19 protein-coding genes and 1 pseudogene are annotated in these 20326 nt (G+C 44.4%); 11 read left to right on the plus strand and 9 right to left on the minus strand.

The features are described 5' to 3' along the window. Positions 1–61 precede the first annotated feature (61 nt). The gene (locus OZ401_RS01755; RefSeq protein ID WP_341468995.1) at positions 62–1078 is read right to left on the minus strand and encodes a tRNA dihydrouridine synthase; all 1017 of its coding nucleotides are present in this window, start codon (positions 1076–1078) and stop codon (positions 62–64) included. Positions 1079–1153: 75 nt separating this feature from the next. Here OZ401_RS01755 and OZ401_RS01760 point away from each other — a divergent pair, with 75 nt between their 5' ends. Then, positions 1154–1966, plus strand: coding sequence for a biotin--[acetyl-CoA-carboxylase] ligase (locus OZ401_RS01760; protein WP_341468996.1), 813 nt, complete (start codon positions 1154–1156; stop codon positions 1964–1966). On the opposite strand, the gene smpB is transcribed toward OZ401_RS01760, so the two are convergent. The 3 genes from smpB to OZ401_RS01775 form a co-directional block, all read right to left on the minus strand. Then, entirely contained in the window at positions 1963–2460 is a 498-nt protein-coding gene (gene smpB, locus OZ401_RS01765) for an SsrA-binding protein SmpB (RefSeq protein ID WP_341468997.1), read from the minus strand. The two genes, OZ401_RS01760 and smpB, sit on opposite strands and share 4 nt — an antisense overlap. Before the next feature lie 189 nt (positions 2461–2649). Beyond that, complete coding sequence (locus tag OZ401_RS01770) at positions 2650–3084, minus strand: hypothetical protein (protein ID WP_341468998.1); 435 nt, start codon at positions 3082–3084, stop codon at positions 2650–2652. Between the two features lie 276 nt (positions 3085–3360). Beyond that, positions 3361–3795: a Flp family type IVb pilin gene (locus OZ401_RS01775; protein WP_341468999.1), complete on the minus strand. Its 435-nt coding sequence runs from the start codon at positions 3793–3795 to the stop codon at positions 3361–3363. Between the two features lie 355 nt (positions 3796–4150). Between OZ401_RS01775 and OZ401_RS01780 the strand changes: the two genes are divergently transcribed. From OZ401_RS01780 to OZ401_RS01795, 4 genes are all read left to right on the plus strand, one after another. Beyond that, positions 4151–4420: a hypothetical protein gene (locus OZ401_RS01780; protein ID WP_341469000.1), complete on the plus strand. Its 270-nt coding sequence runs from the start codon at positions 4151–4153 to the stop codon at positions 4418–4420. An 87-nt stretch (positions 4421–4507) separates the two neighbouring features. Continuing rightward, complete coding sequence (locus OZ401_RS01785; RefSeq protein WP_341467879.1) at positions 4508–5599, plus strand: IS4 family transposase; 1092 nt, start codon at positions 4508–4510, stop codon at positions 5597–5599. Positions 5600–5682: 83 nt separating this feature from the next. Next, positions 5683–7206 (plus strand): glutamate--tRNA ligase, encoded by a 1524-nt coding sequence (gene gltX, locus OZ401_RS01790; RefSeq protein WP_341469001.1) that lies wholly within the window; start codon positions 5683–5685, stop codon positions 7204–7206. A gap of 361 nt (positions 7207–7567) precedes the next feature. Beyond that, the gene (locus tag OZ401_RS01795) at positions 7568–8812 is read left to right on the plus strand and encodes a Crp/Fnr family transcriptional regulator (protein WP_341469002.1); all 1245 of its coding nucleotides are present in this window, start codon (positions 7568–7570) and stop codon (positions 8810–8812) included. Here the strand turns inward: OZ401_RS01795 and OZ401_RS01800 are convergent. From OZ401_RS01800 to OZ401_RS01810, 3 genes are all read right to left on the minus strand, one after another. Then, positions 8797–9867, minus strand: a complete 1071-nt coding sequence (locus tag OZ401_RS01800) for an LGFP repeat-containing protein (protein WP_341469003.1) — start codon at positions 9865–9867, stop codon at positions 8797–8799. The two genes, OZ401_RS01795 and OZ401_RS01800, sit on opposite strands and share 16 nt — an antisense overlap. A 247-nt stretch (positions 9868–10114) precedes the next feature. Then, a complete protein-coding gene (locus tag OZ401_RS01805) occupies positions 10115–10384 on the minus strand; it encodes a hypothetical protein (protein ID WP_341469004.1) in 270 nt (89 codons plus the stop codon). A 250-nt stretch (positions 10385–10634) separates the two neighbouring features. Then, positions 10635–11726 (minus strand): glycosyltransferase family 9 protein, encoded by a 1092-nt coding sequence (locus tag OZ401_RS01810; protein WP_341469005.1) that lies wholly within the window; start codon positions 11724–11726, stop codon positions 10635–10637. Positions 11727–11916: 190 nt separating this feature from the next. Here OZ401_RS01810 and OZ401_RS01815 point away from each other — a divergent pair, with 190 nt between their 5' ends. From OZ401_RS01815 to OZ401_RS01825, 3 genes and pseudogenes are all read left to right on the plus strand, one after another. Next, positions 11917–12120 carry an SDR family NAD(P)-dependent oxidoreductase gene (locus tag OZ401_RS01815; protein ID WP_341469006.1) on the plus strand — a complete coding sequence of 68 codons (204 nt, stop codon included), beginning with the start codon at positions 11917–11919 and terminating at the stop codon, positions 12118–12120. Positions 12121–12197: 77 nt separating this feature from the next. Continuing rightward, positions 12198–13517, plus strand: a complete 1320-nt coding sequence (locus OZ401_RS01820; RefSeq protein ID WP_341467900.1) for a transposase — start codon at positions 12198–12200, stop codon at positions 13515–13517. A 93-nt stretch (positions 13518–13610) separates the two neighbouring features. After that, positions 13611–14176: pseudogene (locus OZ401_RS01825) on the plus strand (SDR family oxidoreductase). A 110-nt stretch (positions 14177–14286) separates the two neighbouring features. Here the strand turns inward: OZ401_RS01825 and OZ401_RS01830 are convergent. Then, positions 14287–15687: a magnesium chelatase ATPase subunit I gene (locus OZ401_RS01830; RefSeq protein WP_341469007.1), complete on the minus strand. Its 1401-nt coding sequence runs from the start codon at positions 15685–15687 to the stop codon at positions 14287–14289. A gap of 425 nt (positions 15688–16112) precedes the next feature. Then, complete coding sequence (locus OZ401_RS01835) at positions 16113–16484, minus strand: hypothetical protein (protein ID WP_341469008.1); 372 nt, start codon at positions 16482–16484, stop codon at positions 16113–16115. A 565-nt stretch (positions 16485–17049) separates the two neighbouring features. On the opposite strand from OZ401_RS01835, the gene OZ401_RS01840 reads away from it, so the two are divergent. The 3 genes from OZ401_RS01840 to OZ401_RS01850 all read left to right on the plus strand — a co-directional run bounded on the left by OZ401_RS01840 (position 17050) and on the right by OZ401_RS01850 (position 20308). After that, complete coding sequence (locus OZ401_RS01840) at positions 17050–18477, plus strand: DUF4910 domain-containing protein (RefSeq protein ID WP_341469009.1); 1428 nt, start codon at positions 17050–17052, stop codon at positions 18475–18477. 155 nt (positions 18478–18632) lie between these two features. Then, on the plus strand, positions 18633–19424 hold the full coding sequence (locus OZ401_RS01845; protein ID WP_341469010.1) for an MBL fold metallo-hydrolase: 792 nt from the start codon (positions 18633–18635) through the stop codon (positions 19422–19424). Positions 19425–19606: 182 nt separating this feature from the next. Then, positions 19607–20308 (plus strand): DUF4388 domain-containing protein, encoded by a 702-nt coding sequence (locus tag OZ401_RS01850; RefSeq protein ID WP_341469011.1) that lies wholly within the window; start codon positions 19607–19609, stop codon positions 20306–20308. Positions 20309–20326: the final 18 nt, after the last annotated feature.

A 20326-nucleotide genomic window follows, 5' to 3' on the forward strand; every position in this document is an offset into this window, starting at 1 on the left:
CAAAACTGCCTGTATAAAGAGAAGCGAACAACGGCGTTCGCTTTTTTTTATTTCTAGAGAGTTATGCTGCTACTTCTTTTTGCTCAAATGAACGAGTATGGTCGTGGCGCAGGTCGTTAAGCCCCCGATAAGGTTCTACCAGATCTTCAATCTGCTCTATCGTAAAAATTTTCTTAACCTGATCACGTAATGCAACTGCACCGGGAAAGCCGCTGAAATACCAAGCAAGATGTTTACGCATCTCAATCAGCCCATGTGGGCCTTTTAACTCAAGGGCGAGGCGCGCATGAGCCAACGCCGTTTCAATTACTTCGCTGATAGTAGGCGGTAAGACACGCTCTTTTTCAAAAATCCAGGGGTTGCCCATCGAACCCCGCGCTACCCATGCAAATTTCGCCCCCGTTTCGGCTCGCATTCTGGCAATTGCCTCATGGCTGTTTATATCCCCGCTACCACCGACAGGCACATTAACAACTTCTACAATCTGGCGGGTTATACTCCAATCGGCGCGTCCGTGATAACCTTGTTCTTTGGTGCGCGGGTGAATTGCCAACGCTTTTGCGCCTGCTTCTTCCATACGTTTGCTAAAATAGGGTTGTACGATTTGTGAGTCGAGAAAGCCTGAGCGCATTTTTACCGAAACCGGAATATCAACTGCTTGCGTCATCGCTTCCACTATTCGGGCGGCAGTATCGGCATCTTTGAGCAAGGACGAGCCGCAAGCATTACCCACAATCTTTTTTTCGGGGCAACCCATATTGATATCCACGCCATCAAACCCCAAATCTTGAACCACCCGCGCCGCTTCCGCCATAACTTTGGGGTCGCCGCCCATTATCTGGCAGATGATAGGGCGTTCCAATTCATTGTAGCGCAAGAATGTGGCGCTACGGGCAGGCGCCGCTAACATCATACTGGCGCTTGCCATCTCGGTGAAGACCACATCTGCACCGTGTTGTTTGCAAATCTGGCGAAAGGCACTATCTGTTACTCCTGCCATCGGTGATAAACACACGTAACCTTCTGGCAAGGTTTCCCACGAAAATTTATGCAGTTGGGTTGTTTCTTTAGCAAACATTATTCAAAAATGATTCCTTAACCTGATATAATTGACAGGCGATAATAGTAACATAACCAAGCGGATAACTCTAGCATGTCCTCAAGAATACCATTTGACCCACAATTTTTCCAGAGCAAACTTACTGTACCGGGCTACCGTTTCAGCTATTTTCCCAGTATAGATTCTACCAATCTGGAAGCGCGCCGTTATCTAAATAGTACCACAAACCCCCAACCCGGAATTCTAGTAGCGGATTTGCAGCTTGCTGGTAGAGGACGGCTAGGCAGAAGTTGGCAAGCCCCTCCTGCCAGTGGTTTGATGTGTACTGTCGTTATTCCAATCGAAACCCCTTTGGAGCGAGCTTTTCTTTATACCGCTTCGATGGGTTTAGCGGTTAAAAACGCCACAGCGCGCTTTACTGACACCACCCTTCAGCTTAAATGGCCTAATGATTTGTTACGAGAAGGCTTGAAAGTGGGTGGTATTCTGGCTGAATTGGAAATAATTAGAGGTGAACCTTGGTTGGCTTTAGGCTTTGGGTTGAATATTTCGCTAGATGATGCTGATTTGTTGGAAGCCGGTATTGTAGGTAAAGCTGGAAACCTTGTCCCAAATCAGGTTGTTTCGCGAGAGGAATTGCTGGCGGAGATTATTGACGAATTTAGCGATTATCGCCATGCTCTGTTACTCAGTATGGAACATATAAGGCAAGAATGGGCGGCAGCTTTGGTTACATTAGGACACCGGGTACAAGTTTTTCAAGGAGATGTATTGACTCTCGAAGGGCTAGCCTGCGGGGTTGATGATAACGGCACATTAGTAGTCGAAGATGATGCTGGCGAGCAACATCGGATACAAGCGGGAGATGTATCGGTGCGCTTGCCGGGAGGGCGTTACTCGGCTTAGTAACGCTCTCTGATGGCACGCTGTATTTCGAGGTTGGCATCGCGTTCTGCCAACGCATCGCGCTTGTCGTATAGTTTCTTGCCACGCGCCAGCCCGATTTCGATTTTTGCCCGACCTTTTTTAAGATACATACGCAGTGGGATAAGGGTGTAGCCCTGTGCCTGTGTTTTCATGGCAAGGCGTATAATTTCAGATTTATGCAAAAGAAGCCTGCGTTTGCGTATAGGATCATGCTGGAAGAATTTACCGGCGTGAGTGTAGGCGGAAATATGAATGTTCCACAACCAAGCTTCTCCATGTTCAATCCTGACGTATCCATCCTTGAGAGTAACGCGCCCATCCCGAACAGATTTTATTTCAGTGCCCTGTAGTTCGATACCGGCTTCATATTTTTCTTCAACGAAGAAATCATGATAAGCCTTGCGGTTGCCCGCAACTTCCTTAACGCGGACATCTTCTTCTTTTGCTTTGGTAGCTCCCCCGCTGCCTGCCATACACTTGTTCCTTTAACTTAAAATGTAAACTCCAATTTGAGCGTGCTTATGATTATACCCTCAACTTTGGCTGACCGCAAGGGGAAAATATAATATAACCAGCAAAGCAAATAAGGTCAGGCTCTTATACATGAGCTTGACCTTAAAATAGTTGAAGTGACCTAAATCTAATTATAGATGAGATGATGGTTAGTGGTTGTTATTCGACTCTCCATTGTTACCATTATCACCTTCTTTAGGCGTTTTAGTTTTTTTAGGTTCTGGTGTATCAGTAGGTTCAGGCGTTGGGGTTGTCTTGGGATTAAAGAAAAAAGTTGACGTAGTAGTAGGTGTAGTCGCAACTGTTGTAGGTGTGGTTGCCACTGTAGTGGGTGCTACCGTAGTGACCGGGATAGTGGTGGTAGTGACCAGTGTAGTTGGAGCGACACCTGTAGTGCCTGCGCCAACTTTGGGGTCTTTGAGACTACTGTTAACCGAACTGAAAACACTGCCCACCGATGGTCCTAGAAGAGTTAGCACTAGAATAACCACTATTACTATTACCCCTAGAATTAATACATATTCTACTAACCCCTGTCCCCTCTTAGCACTCCAAACCTTTGGCTTTGATTGAATTTTTGTCATTTGATTTTTTCACCTATCAAATATTAAAAGAGGATAACTATAATAAGAATTTTATTCTAACCCTTTAGTACAATTATAGGATTTAAAGATAACAATATAGCTTACGGATATAATTTTCTCATAAATAATTAATAAAACTTGGGTTTTGAGTTTACTCACTGTGAGTTTGTCTGTGGAAAATAGCGGGGAATTTATCAGAATTCGTAAAAAGAGGTCAAATCCGTATCAGGATTTGACCTCAAAAAAGTTATTAAGAACTAACATTAGACAAGAGTCTTAACCATTATTGCCCTTACCGTTGCCCTTACCATCGCCATCGCCTTTGCCGTGTTCTGGGGTTGGAGTTGGTACGGGGTTAAAGAAAAATGTAACTGCTGTTGTAGGCGTGGTTGCTACTGTTGTAGCTGTGGTTGCCACTGTTGTAGGTGCTTTTGTAGTAACAACCGGTGCCGCGGTAGTTGCAGTGGTAACTACAGCAGTAGTAACTACAGGATTTACCTGTTGAACGCTCCTATTGCCGGGAGACTGAAGCCCACTACTGACAGAGCTGAAAACATTACCAACTGCTGGGCCTAAGAGGCTAAGGACTAGAATAACAACTATAGCCAGTAACGCCAGAATCATGGTGTACTCGACTAATCCTTGTCCATTAGTAGCGGAAATTTTTCTTCTTCTTGAGCAAGTGGTAGAACGTAAATCTTGATGATGCATAGTCTAATCCTCCGTCAAAATAATACCCGGAAAAAGCCCTGTTTCTACTACTACAATTTCTATATGGTTAAAATTTTAGTATATAAAGGTAAATAATCATATTACAAATGAAGGTAAATCATATTTAACCTTTTTAATGTATTAATGTTGCCAAATATATTTGGTAAAGTTATTAATAATTGTTTTAATAATATATCGATTAGATAATATTGTAAAATTAGGCATGCTAAAATTAAATAAAATAAAAACTTCAGGTGTAAAATTATTGGAAAAGACTTTTTCTCAAAAACCTACTTGAGTCTGCGAAGGTTTGACCTTGGCATAGGTGCAGAATATAATGGTTGTTGCGCTGGATATGGCTGGCTCAATCTCCAATCAAACAACCTATCCTCCCAAAAAATTATTTGGAACCGAAGGGACAAACGTAACCGCCGATGTTGCTGTAACTGGCTATAAATTGGCTGAGAACTTAAACCCCCTGAAAATAGGTAGTAGCCGGAATTATAAAATGCCAAAACGCGCTGAATGTTGTAGGGAAATTTATGAAGATTATACTTTGCAAGCCTATATAATTGCGCAAAGCTGCATAATATCACTGAAAAGATTTGCTACCGTACAGATATAAAGGAGAGGAAAAGGAGGAGAAGGTTGAGGCAGAGTGGTAAACTGTAGTTTTCTTACCGACCAAAGTAGAAAGCAAAAGGATACCAAAATGAGTGACAACCTTCGCCGACATCGTGCCATAAAACAGCAATTGTTGCAACTCCACCCACAAGCGCAGGGGCGCGAATTACAATATTTAACAATTCTAGCGATGGTGATCAGTGGGATTGTAGGTAGTCGGCATAGTGCGTTGCCTAATATCGCCGCCAAAGTGCCAGATAAAACTAAACGGGAAAGCCGCATCATCCGAATGCGCCGATTGCTCAAAAATGATAACTTTAACCAAAAAGTGGTGTATGCTCCTTTCGCCAAACAATTGCTGAGTAGCCTGTGTCATTGTCCACTGGTACTGGTGATAGATGGCAGTCAGGTTGGTGCTGGTGGAATGGGCTTAGTAATCAGTGTAGTATATCAGGGGCGGGCTTTACCTTTGGGTTGGTTGGTGGTTAAGGCTAAAAAGGGACATTTAGCTCAAGCTTTGCACATCAGATTGTTAAAGCAAGTTCACTCGTTGGTTCCGTCTGGTAGCCAAGTAGTCTTTTTGGGTGATGGTGAATTCGATGGCTGTCGTTTGTTAAGACGGTTAGATTATTACGGTTGGCAGTATGTCTGTCGTACTGCTAAAAATAGCCAGGTCTGGTTGGATGAACAAGCTCATTATGCCATCAGTAAGTTAGGGGTTCAGCCTGGTCAGGTAGTGAGTCAGAGCGGCGTAGCATTCAGCAAACACGAGTACGGACCAGTACTGGTCATAGCGGTCTGGCAAAAGCCTTACCGTGAGCCACTTTATCTGGTGAGTAATTTGGCTCTAGCCCAGGAAGCAATCCGGTACTACAAAAAGAGGTTTAGGATTGAAACCTTCTTTTCCGATAGCAAGAGCCGAGGGTTTCGGCTGGACAAGAGCCATTTGGATGACCCTAAACGGCTAGAAAGGTTATTGTTAGCGGCTTGTCTGGCTTATCTTTGGATTGTACATCTGGGTACGATAGCTTTAGCTGAAGGCTGGAACCGGGTCATTCATCGCACCGAACGACTGGATTTGAGCCTGTTCAATTTAGGTTTGAACCTGCTTGAGCATTTTTTGAATGAACATTTACCCTTACCAGTCGCCTTTATCCCTTTTCTTTTAGAGGATTTCTAATTGTGTACGGTAGCAAATGAAAAGATAGAATTAAAGCCATGTTCTGAACTAATCGTAATCAATAACAAAGGAGAACTGCTTAAATGACAACTGATGTGGCGCGTCCAGCCCGTACTCGCTACGCGCCCAGCCCTACAGGATACCCTCATATCGGTAATCTTCGCACTGCTGTATTTGCTTTTTTGCTAGCGCGTAAGACCGGAGGTCAATTTATCCTGCGCATAGAAGATACCGACCAGAAACGTAAAGTAGAAGGCTCTTTAGATGCGATTCGCGATTCGCTTAACTGGCTTGGAATTGATTATGATGAAGGACCCGATAAAGGCGGTCCACATTCACCTTATTTCCAAAGCGAGCGGTTGCCCTTCTATCAGAGCTATGCCAGGCAGTTGATTGAGCAGGGAAATGCGTATTATTGTTATTGCAGCCCGGAACGGCTTGAAGCAGTTAATAAGACACGCCAAGCTCAGAAGGTTCCACCCGGTTATGATCGCCATTGTCGTAATATTAGCCAAGAAGAGCGCCAAGCCGCGCTTGATGCCGGTATTAAGCCGGTAGTACGTTTTAGAGTACCTCTGGAAGGTAAAACCAGCTACAATGATTATTTGAGGGGAACAATCTCTTTTGATAATTCCACTATAAATGATCAGGTCATTCTCAAATCCGATGGGTTTCCGACATATCACCTTGCCTATATGGTGGATGATTACTTAATGGGTGTAACCCATGTGATGCGCGGGCAAGAATGGATTCCGAGCGTGCCGTTGCACATCTTGCTTTATAAGGCTCTGAATTTCCCGATTCCGATTTTGGTACATGTGCCGCTCATTCTTAACCCGCCCGGAGAAAAGGGTAAATTGAGCAAGCGAAATAGCGCAGTCTCGGTTGTCGAATATCGAAAAGCCGGATACGTGGCGGAAGCTTTATTAAATTATTTGGTGTTGCTCGGCTGGAGCTATGACGATAAAACTGAAATATTCACATTGCCAGAGCTTATAGAAAAATTCGAGATTAATCGCATTCAGACAACCGATGCGCGCTTCTCACCCGAAAAACTGGAATGGATTAATGCTTATTACATTAATCATATTCTTAGCGAAGAAGATTTTGCTCGCCGTTGTTTGCCTTTCTTGACAGAGGCTGGTTTGCTTACTCAGGAAGAGGCTGAAAACGTTGAATCGGATCAGGTACGCTGGCGTTATATAGTTGAAGCTTGCCGTCTGGCGAAAGATAAGGCTAAAACACTGCTTGAAGTAGCCCCCGAAGTGGATTTTGCATTTAAGAATGCCGAAAGTCTGGAATATCCCGCCGAAGACTTAATCGGCAAGAATGATGGCAAAGAGGGCGCGATACGTGTTCTGGGAGGAATAATTGCTAAACTAAAAGCAATTTCTGCCTCAGCTTATAGCGACAGAGACTTGTTGTTAGCAGCGTTGGATGAAGTAGCCGCAGAACTCGAACTAAAGCGAGGTCAGGTTTTGTGGTGTCCACGTGTAGCTTTATCGGGAAAAACTCGCTCACCGGGCTGCCCTGAAATGTTTATTTTATTGGGGGTCGAAGAATCTGTTAAACGTATGGAGCTAGCCATCAGTAAATTGAAAGGCTAAAAGCCGCGGCGGGTTTGAATTATCACAAAGTTTGTAACTTTTAGGAGGTTTGCCTATCTAGGTAAACCTTTTAATATATCTACAGAATTTGGATAAAAAGCATATAAAAGTTAGATAATGCACTCTGTAGCTGTTAAGAATATAAATAAGGCGGTGTGATTACCACAGCAACCCCCAAATAGAGGGTATATTACCCCGAAATTGTAGTCCAAATCACAGCGAACAGGCTATTAGAAAGCTAAACTTGTGAAAATAGTTAGTAGAGGTGGAAACCTTACTATTCGCGTCTCGCCTTCTTTTTGCACTACTCTTTAGCTTAGCTTGGTCAGTTTTATTTTTCCTGAAAGGAAAAGTCTTTCATATGTCACAAAGAGAATTCCAGAAAGACTTAGAGCAACTCCCCAGTGGGCTTATTACTAATCTGGTGTCTCGTGTGGCGGCACAGTCTAAGAATAATTGGCTGGCAAATAATGATGAGCGAGATGTAGGTGAAGTGGGAAAAAGCATAAATGACTTAACCCCTTCATTGACCAATTACCATTTCAAGCTGTGGAATCTGCTTGGTAATGCGCTTGCGACCGGAAACTTCAGTGAAGTTGCCCATTTGGTTGAAGAAGAAGGACGGGCACTGGCTAACCGGAGAGCGCCATTACAGGCGGTAATGGATAATACCTCAGCTTGTTTGAGTCACTGGGTTAGCATGATTCTTAATGAGGCTGAGAAAGATGGGGCAAATATAGCCCAACCTCGCGCTTTTCAGGCGTTAGTACGCCGCTTAAACCAATTGCAAAGTCGCTTGCTTATTGCGATGGTAAGTGGTTTCAACGAACAGATAGAAAGTGGAGACGTTTGGCTTCATCGCCCCTCAGAACACCGCTCTATCAAAGAACTATTGCCCTCCCATCAAAATCTGTCAGATAGCTTTTCCGATCAATTGGCTTCGATTACAGGAGAATACTCGATTAGCCGTTATCGCGCGGGTGTGCCTATATTCAGCGATAACCACGATGTGCAGCGAAGCCGCTTTTACTTTATTCGTTTTGGTACGGTGCAAATCCAAGAATACTTACCTGATGGACGCGCTTTAACCTTGACTATTTTAGGTAAAGGCGATGTATTCGCTCGTTTTGCCGGAGGTTCAAGTTCAAGCCAAACCAATTACTTTAAGGATTTTCAAGCCGAGACAATGCGCGAATCCGAATTGGTGTGGGTAGATGAAACTGCCCTTTTACGCGCTATGGAACGTTCTCCAGTGGTAGCTGCCGGTATTATCAAGAGTTTTTCTACTCAACTTGCCAGTGTTCAGCAGCTTATTCAGGGGTTGCTAGGACGAGACGTTTCCGTTAGGTTAGCACACTTATTGCTTAAATTGGCGGATGAGTTTGGGGTTCAAAAACAGGCTGGCAGTATTTATATTGATTATCCGCTAAGTCATCAGCGGTTAGCCGATATGATGGGTAGTAACCGGGTCACGGTGACCCGGCAACTCAGCGAATTACAAAAACAAGGTATCCTTGAAATTCAGCGCCGCTCGATTACGCTCTTTAACCGAAAGCTGCTTGAGTCTTTCGGTCCGTGGAGCACAAACGGTCAATACGTCAGATAACCTTTACTAACACTTGACTCGCGCCCAACCAGCCCCAACATTACAAGCTGGTTGGGTTTTGAAGTATCAACCTCAAACCGCGCCCGCTCGAACCACTGAATCAGCTTTGAACCATCCTGATATGCTTCAGCAATCGGATAACCGAATTGCATTACACCACCGCCATTAGTCCATGCTTTTACAAATGCGCCGGAAATCCAATGTCCAGTTTCGGGGTAATATTGAGCCTGATCATCAGGCGTATTTGTACCATCAATGGCGGGTTCAGCTTCACCAGCTTCTCTACCTAGCGCCCGCAGCAACACACTGTACTCAGTAGGATTCTCAGGATGATATTCAAGCACTCCACGCTCAAAATATTGCACCGTCATGCCCTTTTCTTGGAACTCTTCACTTATGGGATATCCGAGGTTGAGTACACTACCGTGTGTGCGCCAATAAGCAAGAAAACCGAATCCGGAATAATGTTGAGTGATTGGAAAGTACCATACGTCGCCGCTACTGTAATTATTGGTTTGCGGGGCGCTTTGGGCTGCAAATGGTCCGCTGATAGGTAAACCGTTAGTTGGAGTCGAAATCACAGGCGCAATCGGTAATGGGTTAGCAGTGGCAGAAGGATTTGAGAGTGTTGCCGCTATCTGGAATTCTTTGTTGTAATAATGTTCATCTACCCAATTCAAGAAAATGGATTGTTGCAAAATAGGGCGATCGATATTAGTCGGTGCAATCGTAGAGATTGTAGCTTGCGCTTTATATCCAACCTTGACTGAACCAATAGCCAAGTGAATCTGATTATCTTTTCGGGATAGTGTCCACCCACTACCGCTAGGGTCAAACCCGCTGAATTGTTGATCGCCCGCCATCACTAGCACTACCTCTAGGTTATTGGCATCAAGCGGACCTTGCACCGATACTTTTACGGTGTAAGATAAAGGCTGCCCTGCTATCACCGGGTTGGGCGTAAGCATGGTATTCACCCCATCGATACTGGCATTGGCAGAAGGTGTAACGGGTTTTGGTTTGTGGGGCGGAGGTGCAGCGAAGGTAAATTGCACACTAAAAAGACATATCCCTAAAAGACATAATAGCGTGATTGCGCCGGATTTGATTAGAAAAGAAAAGTTGTTTTTGTGCATTATTTTACAATTTTGATAAAAAGACCTAAAACCGCCTATTTCCACTTAATATTTTACAGATCAAAAATCTTAAATGAGTCAAATATATGTAAGAAAGTTGCAAAGTTTCAAAAAAAAGGCAACCATTTAGGTTGCCGCTAGGAAGATTCCTTAATTCAATCGAAATTTATTCGTCAGCTTCTAAAATCGCTTCAGCTTCTTCTCGGGCTTCGGATTGGGTAGTGAAAGGTCCAATCGCATCTTCTTCATAATTAGAGCCATTGATTCTGCCGAAAGGAACTACATAGAAACCATCTGTGCGTTCTACTACGCGGGCACAATTTGCATCCAAAACCTTGAACCAGTCCATCAGGTAGTAATCAAACTCACCCACGAGTTCCACAACATACTCCCCGTGTTCAATCTCGTGTTTATTGGGCGATAACACTGCCGCCATGGTGGTTCTCCTTTCAAAGTTTCCGGGACGTCTTCCCGAATGGTTAAAAACAATACGTTATAGATTTCACAAGGTATTATAATATATTCGAGCCGTTTTGAACAGGGGTTTCCAGTTATAAAAATCACAGAAATGGATAGAAATTTATAGAAACATAGTAAAAAACTATAAATTGCCCCCAAAAAGGGAATAGGGGCAGCCTATTACCTCAATAGGGATAATTTATAGTTTTTGTGACCGGGGCAGAATCTTACAATCGTGGGACTTTAGCTGCTTCCAACAATTCCATGCTTAGCTCAACTACAGTTTGGCGGTCGATATAATCCATACAACTACCTGAATTAAGCGCTAGGCAATGGTCGTCTTCGTATTTGAAACTTTTCCAGCAATTGCGGCAACCTTCTCCGCGTGGGTAAGCTGAAACCACCCAGCGGCCCATTGAGCGGTTATAAGGTCCGGTTACTTCGGGATTAGTAGGTCCAAACAGCCCAACCCAGCGAGTATCAATTGCCGAAGCGATATGCAATAAGCCCGTATCAACCCCTACACATAAACTGCAATATTTTAACAGGGCAGTTACATTATCGAGAGAGGTCGAGATGAATAGTGGTTTATTGCGGGTCAGATTGAATATTTCTTTAATCAACTCACTATCGGGAGGTGCAAAGAAGAGCGTTGGGTGCCCCTTTTCTTGCAGAGTATCGCTCAGGTACGCCCATTCTGCTGCTTCCCATTTCTTGATTTTCATATTGCTTTCGGCTACCAATGCAACAGGCTGGCGTTCGGTGAGGTTATTCTCACTGATAAAATTGGCAGCCCACTCACTTGCACCGGGTGTAATCCATAAGCGGGGATAACGTTGTTCCTGGGGAATTTCAATACCAAGTTCTTCTTCCAATAGTTGCGCCAGACAGTCAAGAGTATGCCTTGCTCCAGGGCGTGGTGGAGTCTGGGGAGTCCAATAACGCGGAAAATCCATGTTACGTTCCCAAAGATAGAAAGTATTGATAATAAGATCAATATTTCCTCCCAACTCGCGTTTCAGTACCGGACCGGCGAACCATGCCAGCACTTTCTGCGAAATCAAGTGGCGTAAACGTTGCGCCATCGGTCCCGGTTCTTTTTCAAACCAACTTGGGGTTACAATCTTCACGGGCAAGTCGGGAGTGATCAAGTAGTTAGCATAAGAGGAAGCCGCCACACTTATATCCGCTTTGGGAAACCTTTGGGCGATAACACGAAGGATAGGTTGCATATTTACAAAATCACCGATGCCGTCTGCAAAGGGGATTACAAGAATAGTTTCCGGGTCTGCTGCGAAGCCTAATTTTTGTTCCGACACATCTTCTCCTGTTAGAGCAGAGCACAATCCTGCAAGCTTTAGATGGAAGCTTGAAAATTATAACAAATGCATTAAAGGGCTTCAACTTGCAATTGGCGCTTTTTAGCGGAATTAGAATTTGAAGGTTGCCATGCTATACTCATTTTATCACTACTAGTTAGATAATTTTGGAAAAGGTGGCTAAATAACCATGAATTTAAGATTAGACGGGAAAGTGGCTATTATTACCGGTTCAAGCCGTGGTATTGGCGCTGCTATAGCTATAGGTTATGCCGAGGCAGGGGCAAGCTTGCTTTTGGTGAGTCGCAGCACGCCTTCTGAAGAAACGCTAGCTCGCCTTGAGGCTACAGGTCAGCCCTACTATTGCTTAAGTTCTGACCTGATTGACGTTTAGATAAACCAAAGGGCAAGCAGTGTTGGCACAACTTGCCCAGACGAGTAATGTTCTAATTGAGAAAGGACACTACTCGTATGAACCTTAACACACTTAAAGAATTTCGGCACGAAATCTATGACTGCTTTGAATACGCCAGTGACGCATTGTTTAATCTGGCGGATGCCCTTATGACAGAAAGCCAGGCTCAATCGGTACTGGAACTGACCCTTTCGCCCAATTTTGAGCGAAAATGGCCCAGTTTGTATGAGGCTTTGCAAATGGGTCAAGTTAACCAAACTCGCTTCGAGCAAACCATGGTGCGCTACGCCCCTCATCCCTTCGATGGTGAAAGATTGGTACTGGCAGTGGATGCTACCAATATCGAGCGACCCTTTAGCACTACATCTGCAGATCGTGGCTGGCTTTACAAACACAATCTGCCCAATTGTGATAAGCCCGTGACCGTGGGTTGGCAATTCTCGACCGTGGTGGTGGTGCCGGCTCAAACCAGTAGCCATACATACATTGTCTCCAACCGCAGGATCAAAACCAGTCAAACACCAGCAGAGGTAGCCAGCCAGCAACTGAGCGAATTGCGCCCATATTTTGCTGAAAGACCGCTCAATCTGGGAGACCGGTACTACCCCACCAAAGCATTTATTCAAAATAGCAGTAAGGACTATGACTTGCTGCTGCGGCTCAAGTCTAACCGAGTATTCTATCGAAAAGTGGTGAGAGATGAGCAGAAACGAGGTCGCGGCGCTCCCGCTAAACACGGTGCTCGTTTCCAATGTAATGATCCCAATACGCACGGTTTGCCGCAGCGAGTGTGGGTTGGGACGGACGAAAATGGACACAAACTGGTAGTAAGCGCATGGACTGAGCTGCATTTGAGGGAAGCACCTGAACTGGCACTGAGCATAATCCGAATACAGCGTGAGGCAGCCAGTGGTAAAACCCATGACCCTCTGGAAAGTTGGTATGTGTGGTCGGGTCAAACTGAGCTTGACCTGACGCAAGTCTGGTCGTATTACAAGAGGCGTTACTCGATAGAACACGGCTATCGTTTTGACAAACAAGATTTGTTGTGGGAAAAACCACGCTTGCGCTATCCGAGCCAGTTTGAGTTGTGGACGGCGATAGTCAGTTTGGTACACGACGAATTGCAAATCGCTCAAGGCTTGGGCTTGGAAGTGTTGCGACCTTGGGAAAATAGTCAACGACAGCCAAGCCCTCAGCAAATTCGACGAGGCTTGTCCGGAATAATTGTGCAGTTGGGCAGTCCGGCCAAAGCCAGCAAAGTGCGAGGAAATGGGAAGGGTCGAGCGGTTGGCACCAAAGTAAGACCGGCTACCCGCTATAAGGTGGTCAAAAAGGGGTTTTCTACCTCTAATTTGACGAATATTCGCTGTTAAATTTGCTGGTAACTGGCTACAAACTGTCATTCTTTTGTAAGTTCCGATACGGGTTTCTATTTCCTATAGCCCCGTTTATCTAAACGTCAAGACCTGAGCAAGCTTGAAAATATTAATCCGGTAGTACAAACAGCACTGGAAAAATATGGCAAGATCGATATACTTGTTAACAATGCTGGTATTGTTCGGCGCGCTTCAGTATTGGAATATACTGAGGAAGACTGGGATTCAGTATTAAATACAAATTTGAAAGTGCCGTTTTTTTTGCTCAGAAAGTAGCTCAGCATATGGTAGAACGGGGACAAGGAGGTAAAATTGTAAATATTTGTTCGCTTTTGAGTTTTCAAGGCGGAATCCTAGTGCCGGGTTATGCTGCCGCAAAGCATGGGTTGGCGGGTATAACCAAAGCAATGGGTAATGAACTGGCTACGTATGGTATAAACGTTAACGGTATTGCGCCCGGATATATTCGCACGAATAATACTGCCCCTTTAATAGCTGATGAAGCACGTTACAACTCGATTCTGGAGCGTATTCCACAAGGGCGTTGGGGTGAAGGCTCCGATCTGGTAGGTGCGGCGATTTTTCTGGCTAGTTCCGGTTCAGATTGGATGCAAGGTCATCTACTAGTAGTAGATGGTGGTTGGTTGGGCAGGTAGCGGCAGAAAAATTAAAGTTGCGCCGTTAGCCTAAATCGAATAAATAAAAAAAGAAACCCCTTGCCGGAATGGCTACAGGGGTTTCTTGCGTTTATTCAAACTGAAGGCTTTTAGCGACGGTAACGAAGTTTGCCCTCATTACGATCTTTATTAAGTCTACGGTTCAGGTGCAAGCCCTCAAGTACAAACTCAACCGCTGTAGCAACCGTCACCGGGCTACCCTGTGCTTGTAGCTTAGCAACAGCACGTTTTAGTTCGGGGCTTTCGGCAGCCTGATGTACATATTCCATAGAGGGCATAAATTCGGAAATCTCCATATTCAAGCCGCTATCGAAGCCGCGAATAATTTGCTCAAAATCAGTGACTCCAAAATTGCGGTTGAAAGTGTTAAGAACTGCGCCCTGTACCAGCTTTTCAATAACACGCTCTTCTTTGTTATCGCCCATAGTTTCCAATTCCACCTTTCCGGCGGTACTGCTTATCAGGGCGTGCAAATCACTAATACGCGGTGAGGCTGCTTTTTCCCCTAACACTATTGCGCGTCGTAGCGCGTTGCTTACTAGGTTTTCATAGTTACTTACCGATACGCGCACGCTTACACCGCTGCGCTGGCTAATATCAGGGCTACGCCGTGCCAGATGCGTTACTTCAGCTACAATTTCCTTCATAAAGCGCGGAACTATCAATTCAACGTTTTCGGTTTTGAATTTTGTGGCTTCTTGCTCGATGATATTGATTTCATGCTCGATTGTGCGTGGATAATGGGTTCGGATTTCGCTACCAAAGCGGTCTTTTAGTGGCGTTACAATACGCCCACGATTGGTGTAATCTTCGGGGTTAGCGCTGGCAACTACGAAAAGATCGAGGTCGAGACGGATTTTGTAACCTCGAATCTGGACATCGCGCTCTTCCATAATATTTAAAAGACCTACCTGAATACGTTCTGCTAGGTCGGGTAGCTCGTTTATTGCAAAGATGCCGCGATTTGTGCGAGGGATGAGACCATAATGGATGGTCATTTCATCGGAAAGATACCGACCTTCTGCCACCTTGATGGGGTCAACTTCACCGATCAGGTCGGAAATAGTTATATCCGGGGTAGCAAGCTTTTCGCCATAACGCCGATTACGGGGAATCCACTCGATAGGGGTGCTATCCCCTAGCTCGGCAACTAGGCTTTTACCCACCGCCGAAATCGGATTAAGCGGGTCATCGTTTAAATCTGCCCCTTTGATAGCAGGCATTTCTTCGTCCAGCAGGTTAATGAGGCTGCGGGCAATACGGGTTTTGGCTTGCCCACGCTCACCCAGAAAAACAATATCCTGTCCACTTAGGATAGCGTTTTCAATCTGGGGTATAACTGTCTCTTCATAACCGACAATGCCGGGAAATATATCTTCACCTTTGCGTAATTTATTTATTAGATTCTGGCGCATCTCTTCTTTAACAGACCGGGACTGGTATCCGCTCGCCCGCAATTCACCGAGAGTATGTGCTTTATTTTGACTCATTGAAAAAGATCTCCTTTTGATGCCGGTCTGCCGGGTTGAAAGGGAATAGAAGATGGGCAGGCAGGCTTTGCCTTATGATTCCAGGTTTTAGGTAGCAGTAATCCTACTCTTTTTTATCTAAAAGTCAATAGAAATCGAACTCTGCTAGGCAGATATAGGCGTTACCGAAGCAGAAAAGGGCAATCATACTAACTTGCATCAGGTTTATAGCTGATGTGATTTTAGCAAGGCTATTAGGAAATCCTTGATATTGGCTTATCTGCAAAGGCGCGGCGCAACTTAAGGTGGTTTATATTGGGACGCAAGAAATAAAGCAGAATCGCTCGGTTTTCATTCCACCACACCAAGGTTGCCTCTACTCTTGCGTTATAAGAAAAAAGGTCAGGTTAATCCTGACCTCTCTGAATTTCAAACTGTCAAAAAGCTTAACTTGCTTTTTTGTCTGCCCAAACAGTTTTGGGATTTGGTTGGTTGTTTCGGGCAAGCGCTGCACAACGCCTTGAGCAGAACTTGTTTCCCTTGACAATTTGGGCGTGGCTTAAAACCTGCCCACATTCGTGTCTTCCGCATGTACCGCTTTGAGGGGTTGAAATGGGGAGCAATACTTCTTTGCGGGCTGCCAGCAAATTGTAGCGTCCCTCGCGGAGCATGCGCTGCTGACGTTTTTTTATATCGGCTTCACAGAAGGTGCAGTAACCATAATCGGTAGGTTTTGCCAACCGTTTTGGTCCCATTAGTATATTACAGATAGGGCAAACTAACTCACCCTGTGCCAGTTTATATGGTGAATGTGACATATTACTCCTTTCAAAATGACGCTAATCTGGGTATCAACGGCGATACCGAGTTCGTTGCGCCTCCAAACTCACTAGTCGAAAGATCCGTAAATTGTTAATCGGCTAATAAGTAATATGACTGAGATAAACCCAGTATTTGTGGAAAGGATAATTCCTTTTCAGGGAAGGACTAACAAAAATTGAAATCGAAAAAGATTGTAAGTATGACTAAATCTAGATAACCATGCAGCTAAATTGGCGAGAATTTCTGGGACACTGCATGAAAGGAACTTTAAAGGAAAAAACTAGAATATGCTGAAATTATTGTTATGCCTAATTATACACTACATCTTGTAAGGCTGGAATACCCTTATATCAAGAATTTTGCCCTCAACCCTTAAATTTTGGTAAATTTTTTGTTAATTTCTTTTACCATTCTTTACTTTTCATTCTCAGATTATTATTTGTTCCAAATTCGCTCCAAACGGTTATTGACACAAGTGCGATTCCGGTATATTCATATAGTTATTACCAATGAAACATTTGTCAAAATCCAATTTTGCCCACTCAAACAGTCTAGATTAGCATGCTAAAATTTTATAGATTCGGGCGGTTTTGCGCCTTTTTAATATTTATAAATATGTTGTTGTCGGCTTGTGGCGCTGCTACTACTGCCGTATCTTTGCCTGTTACCAAATTGGTGCATACAGACCAAGTTATAACAACTGCTGCTAATATCTCCGTTTCGACTCAAACCTCATTTACGGCTACATCTGTTCTACAAACCGCTGCTTTACCCACTACTCCTTTACTGCCTACCCCTACGCCAATGACAGGTCCTGATAGTTTTTCCGGAACGCTGGCTCTTCAACATGTGAAAAAACTGGCAGAGGATATCGGTATCCGATATGTAGGAACTGCCGGGCAGAATCAGAGCGCCGATTATCTGGAAGGTTATTATCGCAGTCTAGATTACAAAGTTGAACGTCCGGTGGCGACTTATTTGTCCACAAAGGATAAAGGCTCATATCTACGCTACAACAATGGGGCTGGTAGCCTTGAACTAAAAGGAACTGCGGTCAATTATAGTAGTTCAGGCGTGCTTGAAGCTCCATTAAGCTATATTGGATATGGGCTTGCTGAGCAAATACCTACCAACAGTTTGAACGGCAAAATAGCTCTTATTATGCGGGGGCAGATTACTTTTGAAGAAAAAGTAAGTAATGCGAAGAATGCCGGAGCAAAAGGCGTAGTTATTTTTAATAATATAGCGGGTGAGCTTGAAACTGCTACATTAGCGCAACAAACTGATCTGCCAGTACTGGGAATAGGTCAGGAAAATGGTCAGAAATTACGAGAGTTATTAGACACAAATTCTAATAATTTGCAGGTTTCGCTGGAAGTTAATTTGGAGAGTACGCAGGCAAGTTTTAGTAATGTGGTAGCTATTCGTCCTTCGGTTAAAGCCACCGCACCCATAATAATTATCGGTGGGCATTATGACAGCGTAGCCGCAGGTCCGGGGGCAAACGATAACGCCAGCGGCACCGCAGTTGTAATGGAACTGGGGCGGGTTTTGGCTTTGCGCTACCCGAAGTATGAATTCCGCTTTATAGGTTTTGGCGCGGAAGAAGTAGGTTTGGTGGGTAGTACCGCGTATGTGCAAGCTCTTACCCCTGAAGAGCGGCAAAGAGTGGTAGCCATGATCAACATTGATATGATTTCGGTTGGTGATACCCTATATATTGGCGGATCATCCGGTCTAACCCGTTTAGCATTTAACGCTGCTTCAGAGGTTGGCGTATCAAATGTAGCCGGTATGCCTGCCGATATAGCGAATGCCAGCGATCATGCTCCTTTTGCGGCGGCGGGGATGCCGGTTCTTTTTCTCAATCGCGAAAATGACCCTAATTATCACCGTGCTACCGATACACTTGATAAAGTTCTTCCCAAAAATCTAGAAATGGTTGGTAACATTGTGATTAAAGTCATAGAAAATTTATCGGGGAATTGAGATAATACGGGTTATAAACTTGCGCTGAGTTTGACGCTGTTTAACGGCTTTGTTATTATCGCTAACGAGAAAGCTAAAATTTACGAAAATCTGTTTGCCGTTGCAGGCTCTGAATAAATAAAGAGAGACATCTGCTAGAAAGGCTAGGTTAGGATATGGGCAGAGTCATTTTTCTAGGTACAGGTTCTGCGCTCCCCTCTGAAACCCAAGATAACACCTCATTATTAATAGAATCCAATGGCTCTTATCTAATGATTGATTGCAGCGGTACTCCTTATCGTAAGTTGTTGAAGTTGGGAGTAGAGCGTGACCGCCTTGAGCATATTCTGATTACCCACCACCATATTGACCATATATATGCGCTGCCCTCGTTGGTAGAATGTTTGTGGGTAGAAGGGCGTGAATTGCCTTTGCACATATATGCGCTGCCCTCGGCAATGAAAGCGGTTGAGACTCTGCTTGACCTTTGGGATTTGCGTTCGCGCCCGGTTCGGCAATTCCCAATCGAGCTTCATTCTTTGGAAGGTTTCGAAAACGAACTAGTTTTACAAAATATAAATTTTACGATACGCACCTCTCCAATGGTTCATGCTGTACCAAGCGTGGCTACCAAAATTACCTTTCCAGATGGCAAGATTTTCGTTTACAGCAGCGATACTGCGCCTTGCAAGCAACTGGTCGAGTTTGCCAGTGGCGCGAACTATTTGTTGATGGAATGTACTTTTTGCAGTGAAGACGATGGTCTTGCTGAAATAACCCTACACCTTAATTCAAACCAATATCGCGATTTAGCCCGCTCAATCGACGCTCAAAATACCCTTCTTATACATCACTCCGATGTTACAGCCTGCCCGCATTTCGAAGTATTGCAAGAAATAGGTCCTTTAGGTAACGGGCATAAGAAACTGGTTTATTTACCACGCGACATGGAGTCTCTAGAACTTTAAAACCTTATATTTAGGTCAAAAATGAACCTTTAATAATTGTTTGGATCTATTTATAGGGTAACAATTATTCTTTACCCTTTAGTTCATTAGTGCTATAATCTTATTTGGTAATCTACGCTACTTTTGGGTAAAAGCTTTTTATCCAAATTTGTCCAATCAGGTATGGGGTAAAGAGGAAGATAATGGCTTCAGGGCGCTCAACAGCTCTATACGGGCAGTTGCAAGTATTCACCCTTAATACAATATTATCCGCATTAAACCTGCAAAAAGTTACTGGACATCTAACACTAGCCCAGTATGATCGCTATGCCCAGATTTTGATTAAGGATGGTGAGGTAGTAGATGCTTGGTCAGAAACCGAGCGGGGCTTAAATGCTTTATTACCACTCTTTGGTTGGGAAGAAGGCTTCTTTTCTTTTGATTTGTTGCCGGTAGAAACCCGCACGATCAATATTTCACTGCCGGTATTACAGGTGCGTTCTGCGGTTTATATGGAAGAGCAAAAAGCTACAAAACTGGCTCAAGCTACGCCGATTGCGCCGCAACAACTGCCGCCTCAACCGCAAACCCAGAAGCCCAACCCACAACAAGCCCCACCTGTAATTGCTTCCTTAAAGTCCGAGCCAATAACTTCGCAGCCTCGAAGCAAATTCACCCGTGAAATTCCCGGTCCCGATTATATTCTAGGGGTGAATCAGGATTCAGATAATGATGTTACCATTCTGCCTCAACACTGGGGGATTTTGCGGCATCTCGTTTCAGGTCCGCGCACTGTAGCCGAAATGGCGGAACTAACCGGGATGAACCTTGAAGTTTTCGTGGATACCGCAACCCAATTGGTGCGCGGCAGAATGTTAAGGGTGTATTCGCCCCAGCAAAGGTAATTCAGACGTGAATGAAGA

Source organism: Candidatus Chlorohelix allophototropha (genome assembly GCF_030389965.1).
GTDB lineage: Bacteria > Chloroflexota > Chloroflexia > Chloroheliales > Chloroheliaceae > Chlorohelix > Chlorohelix allophototropha.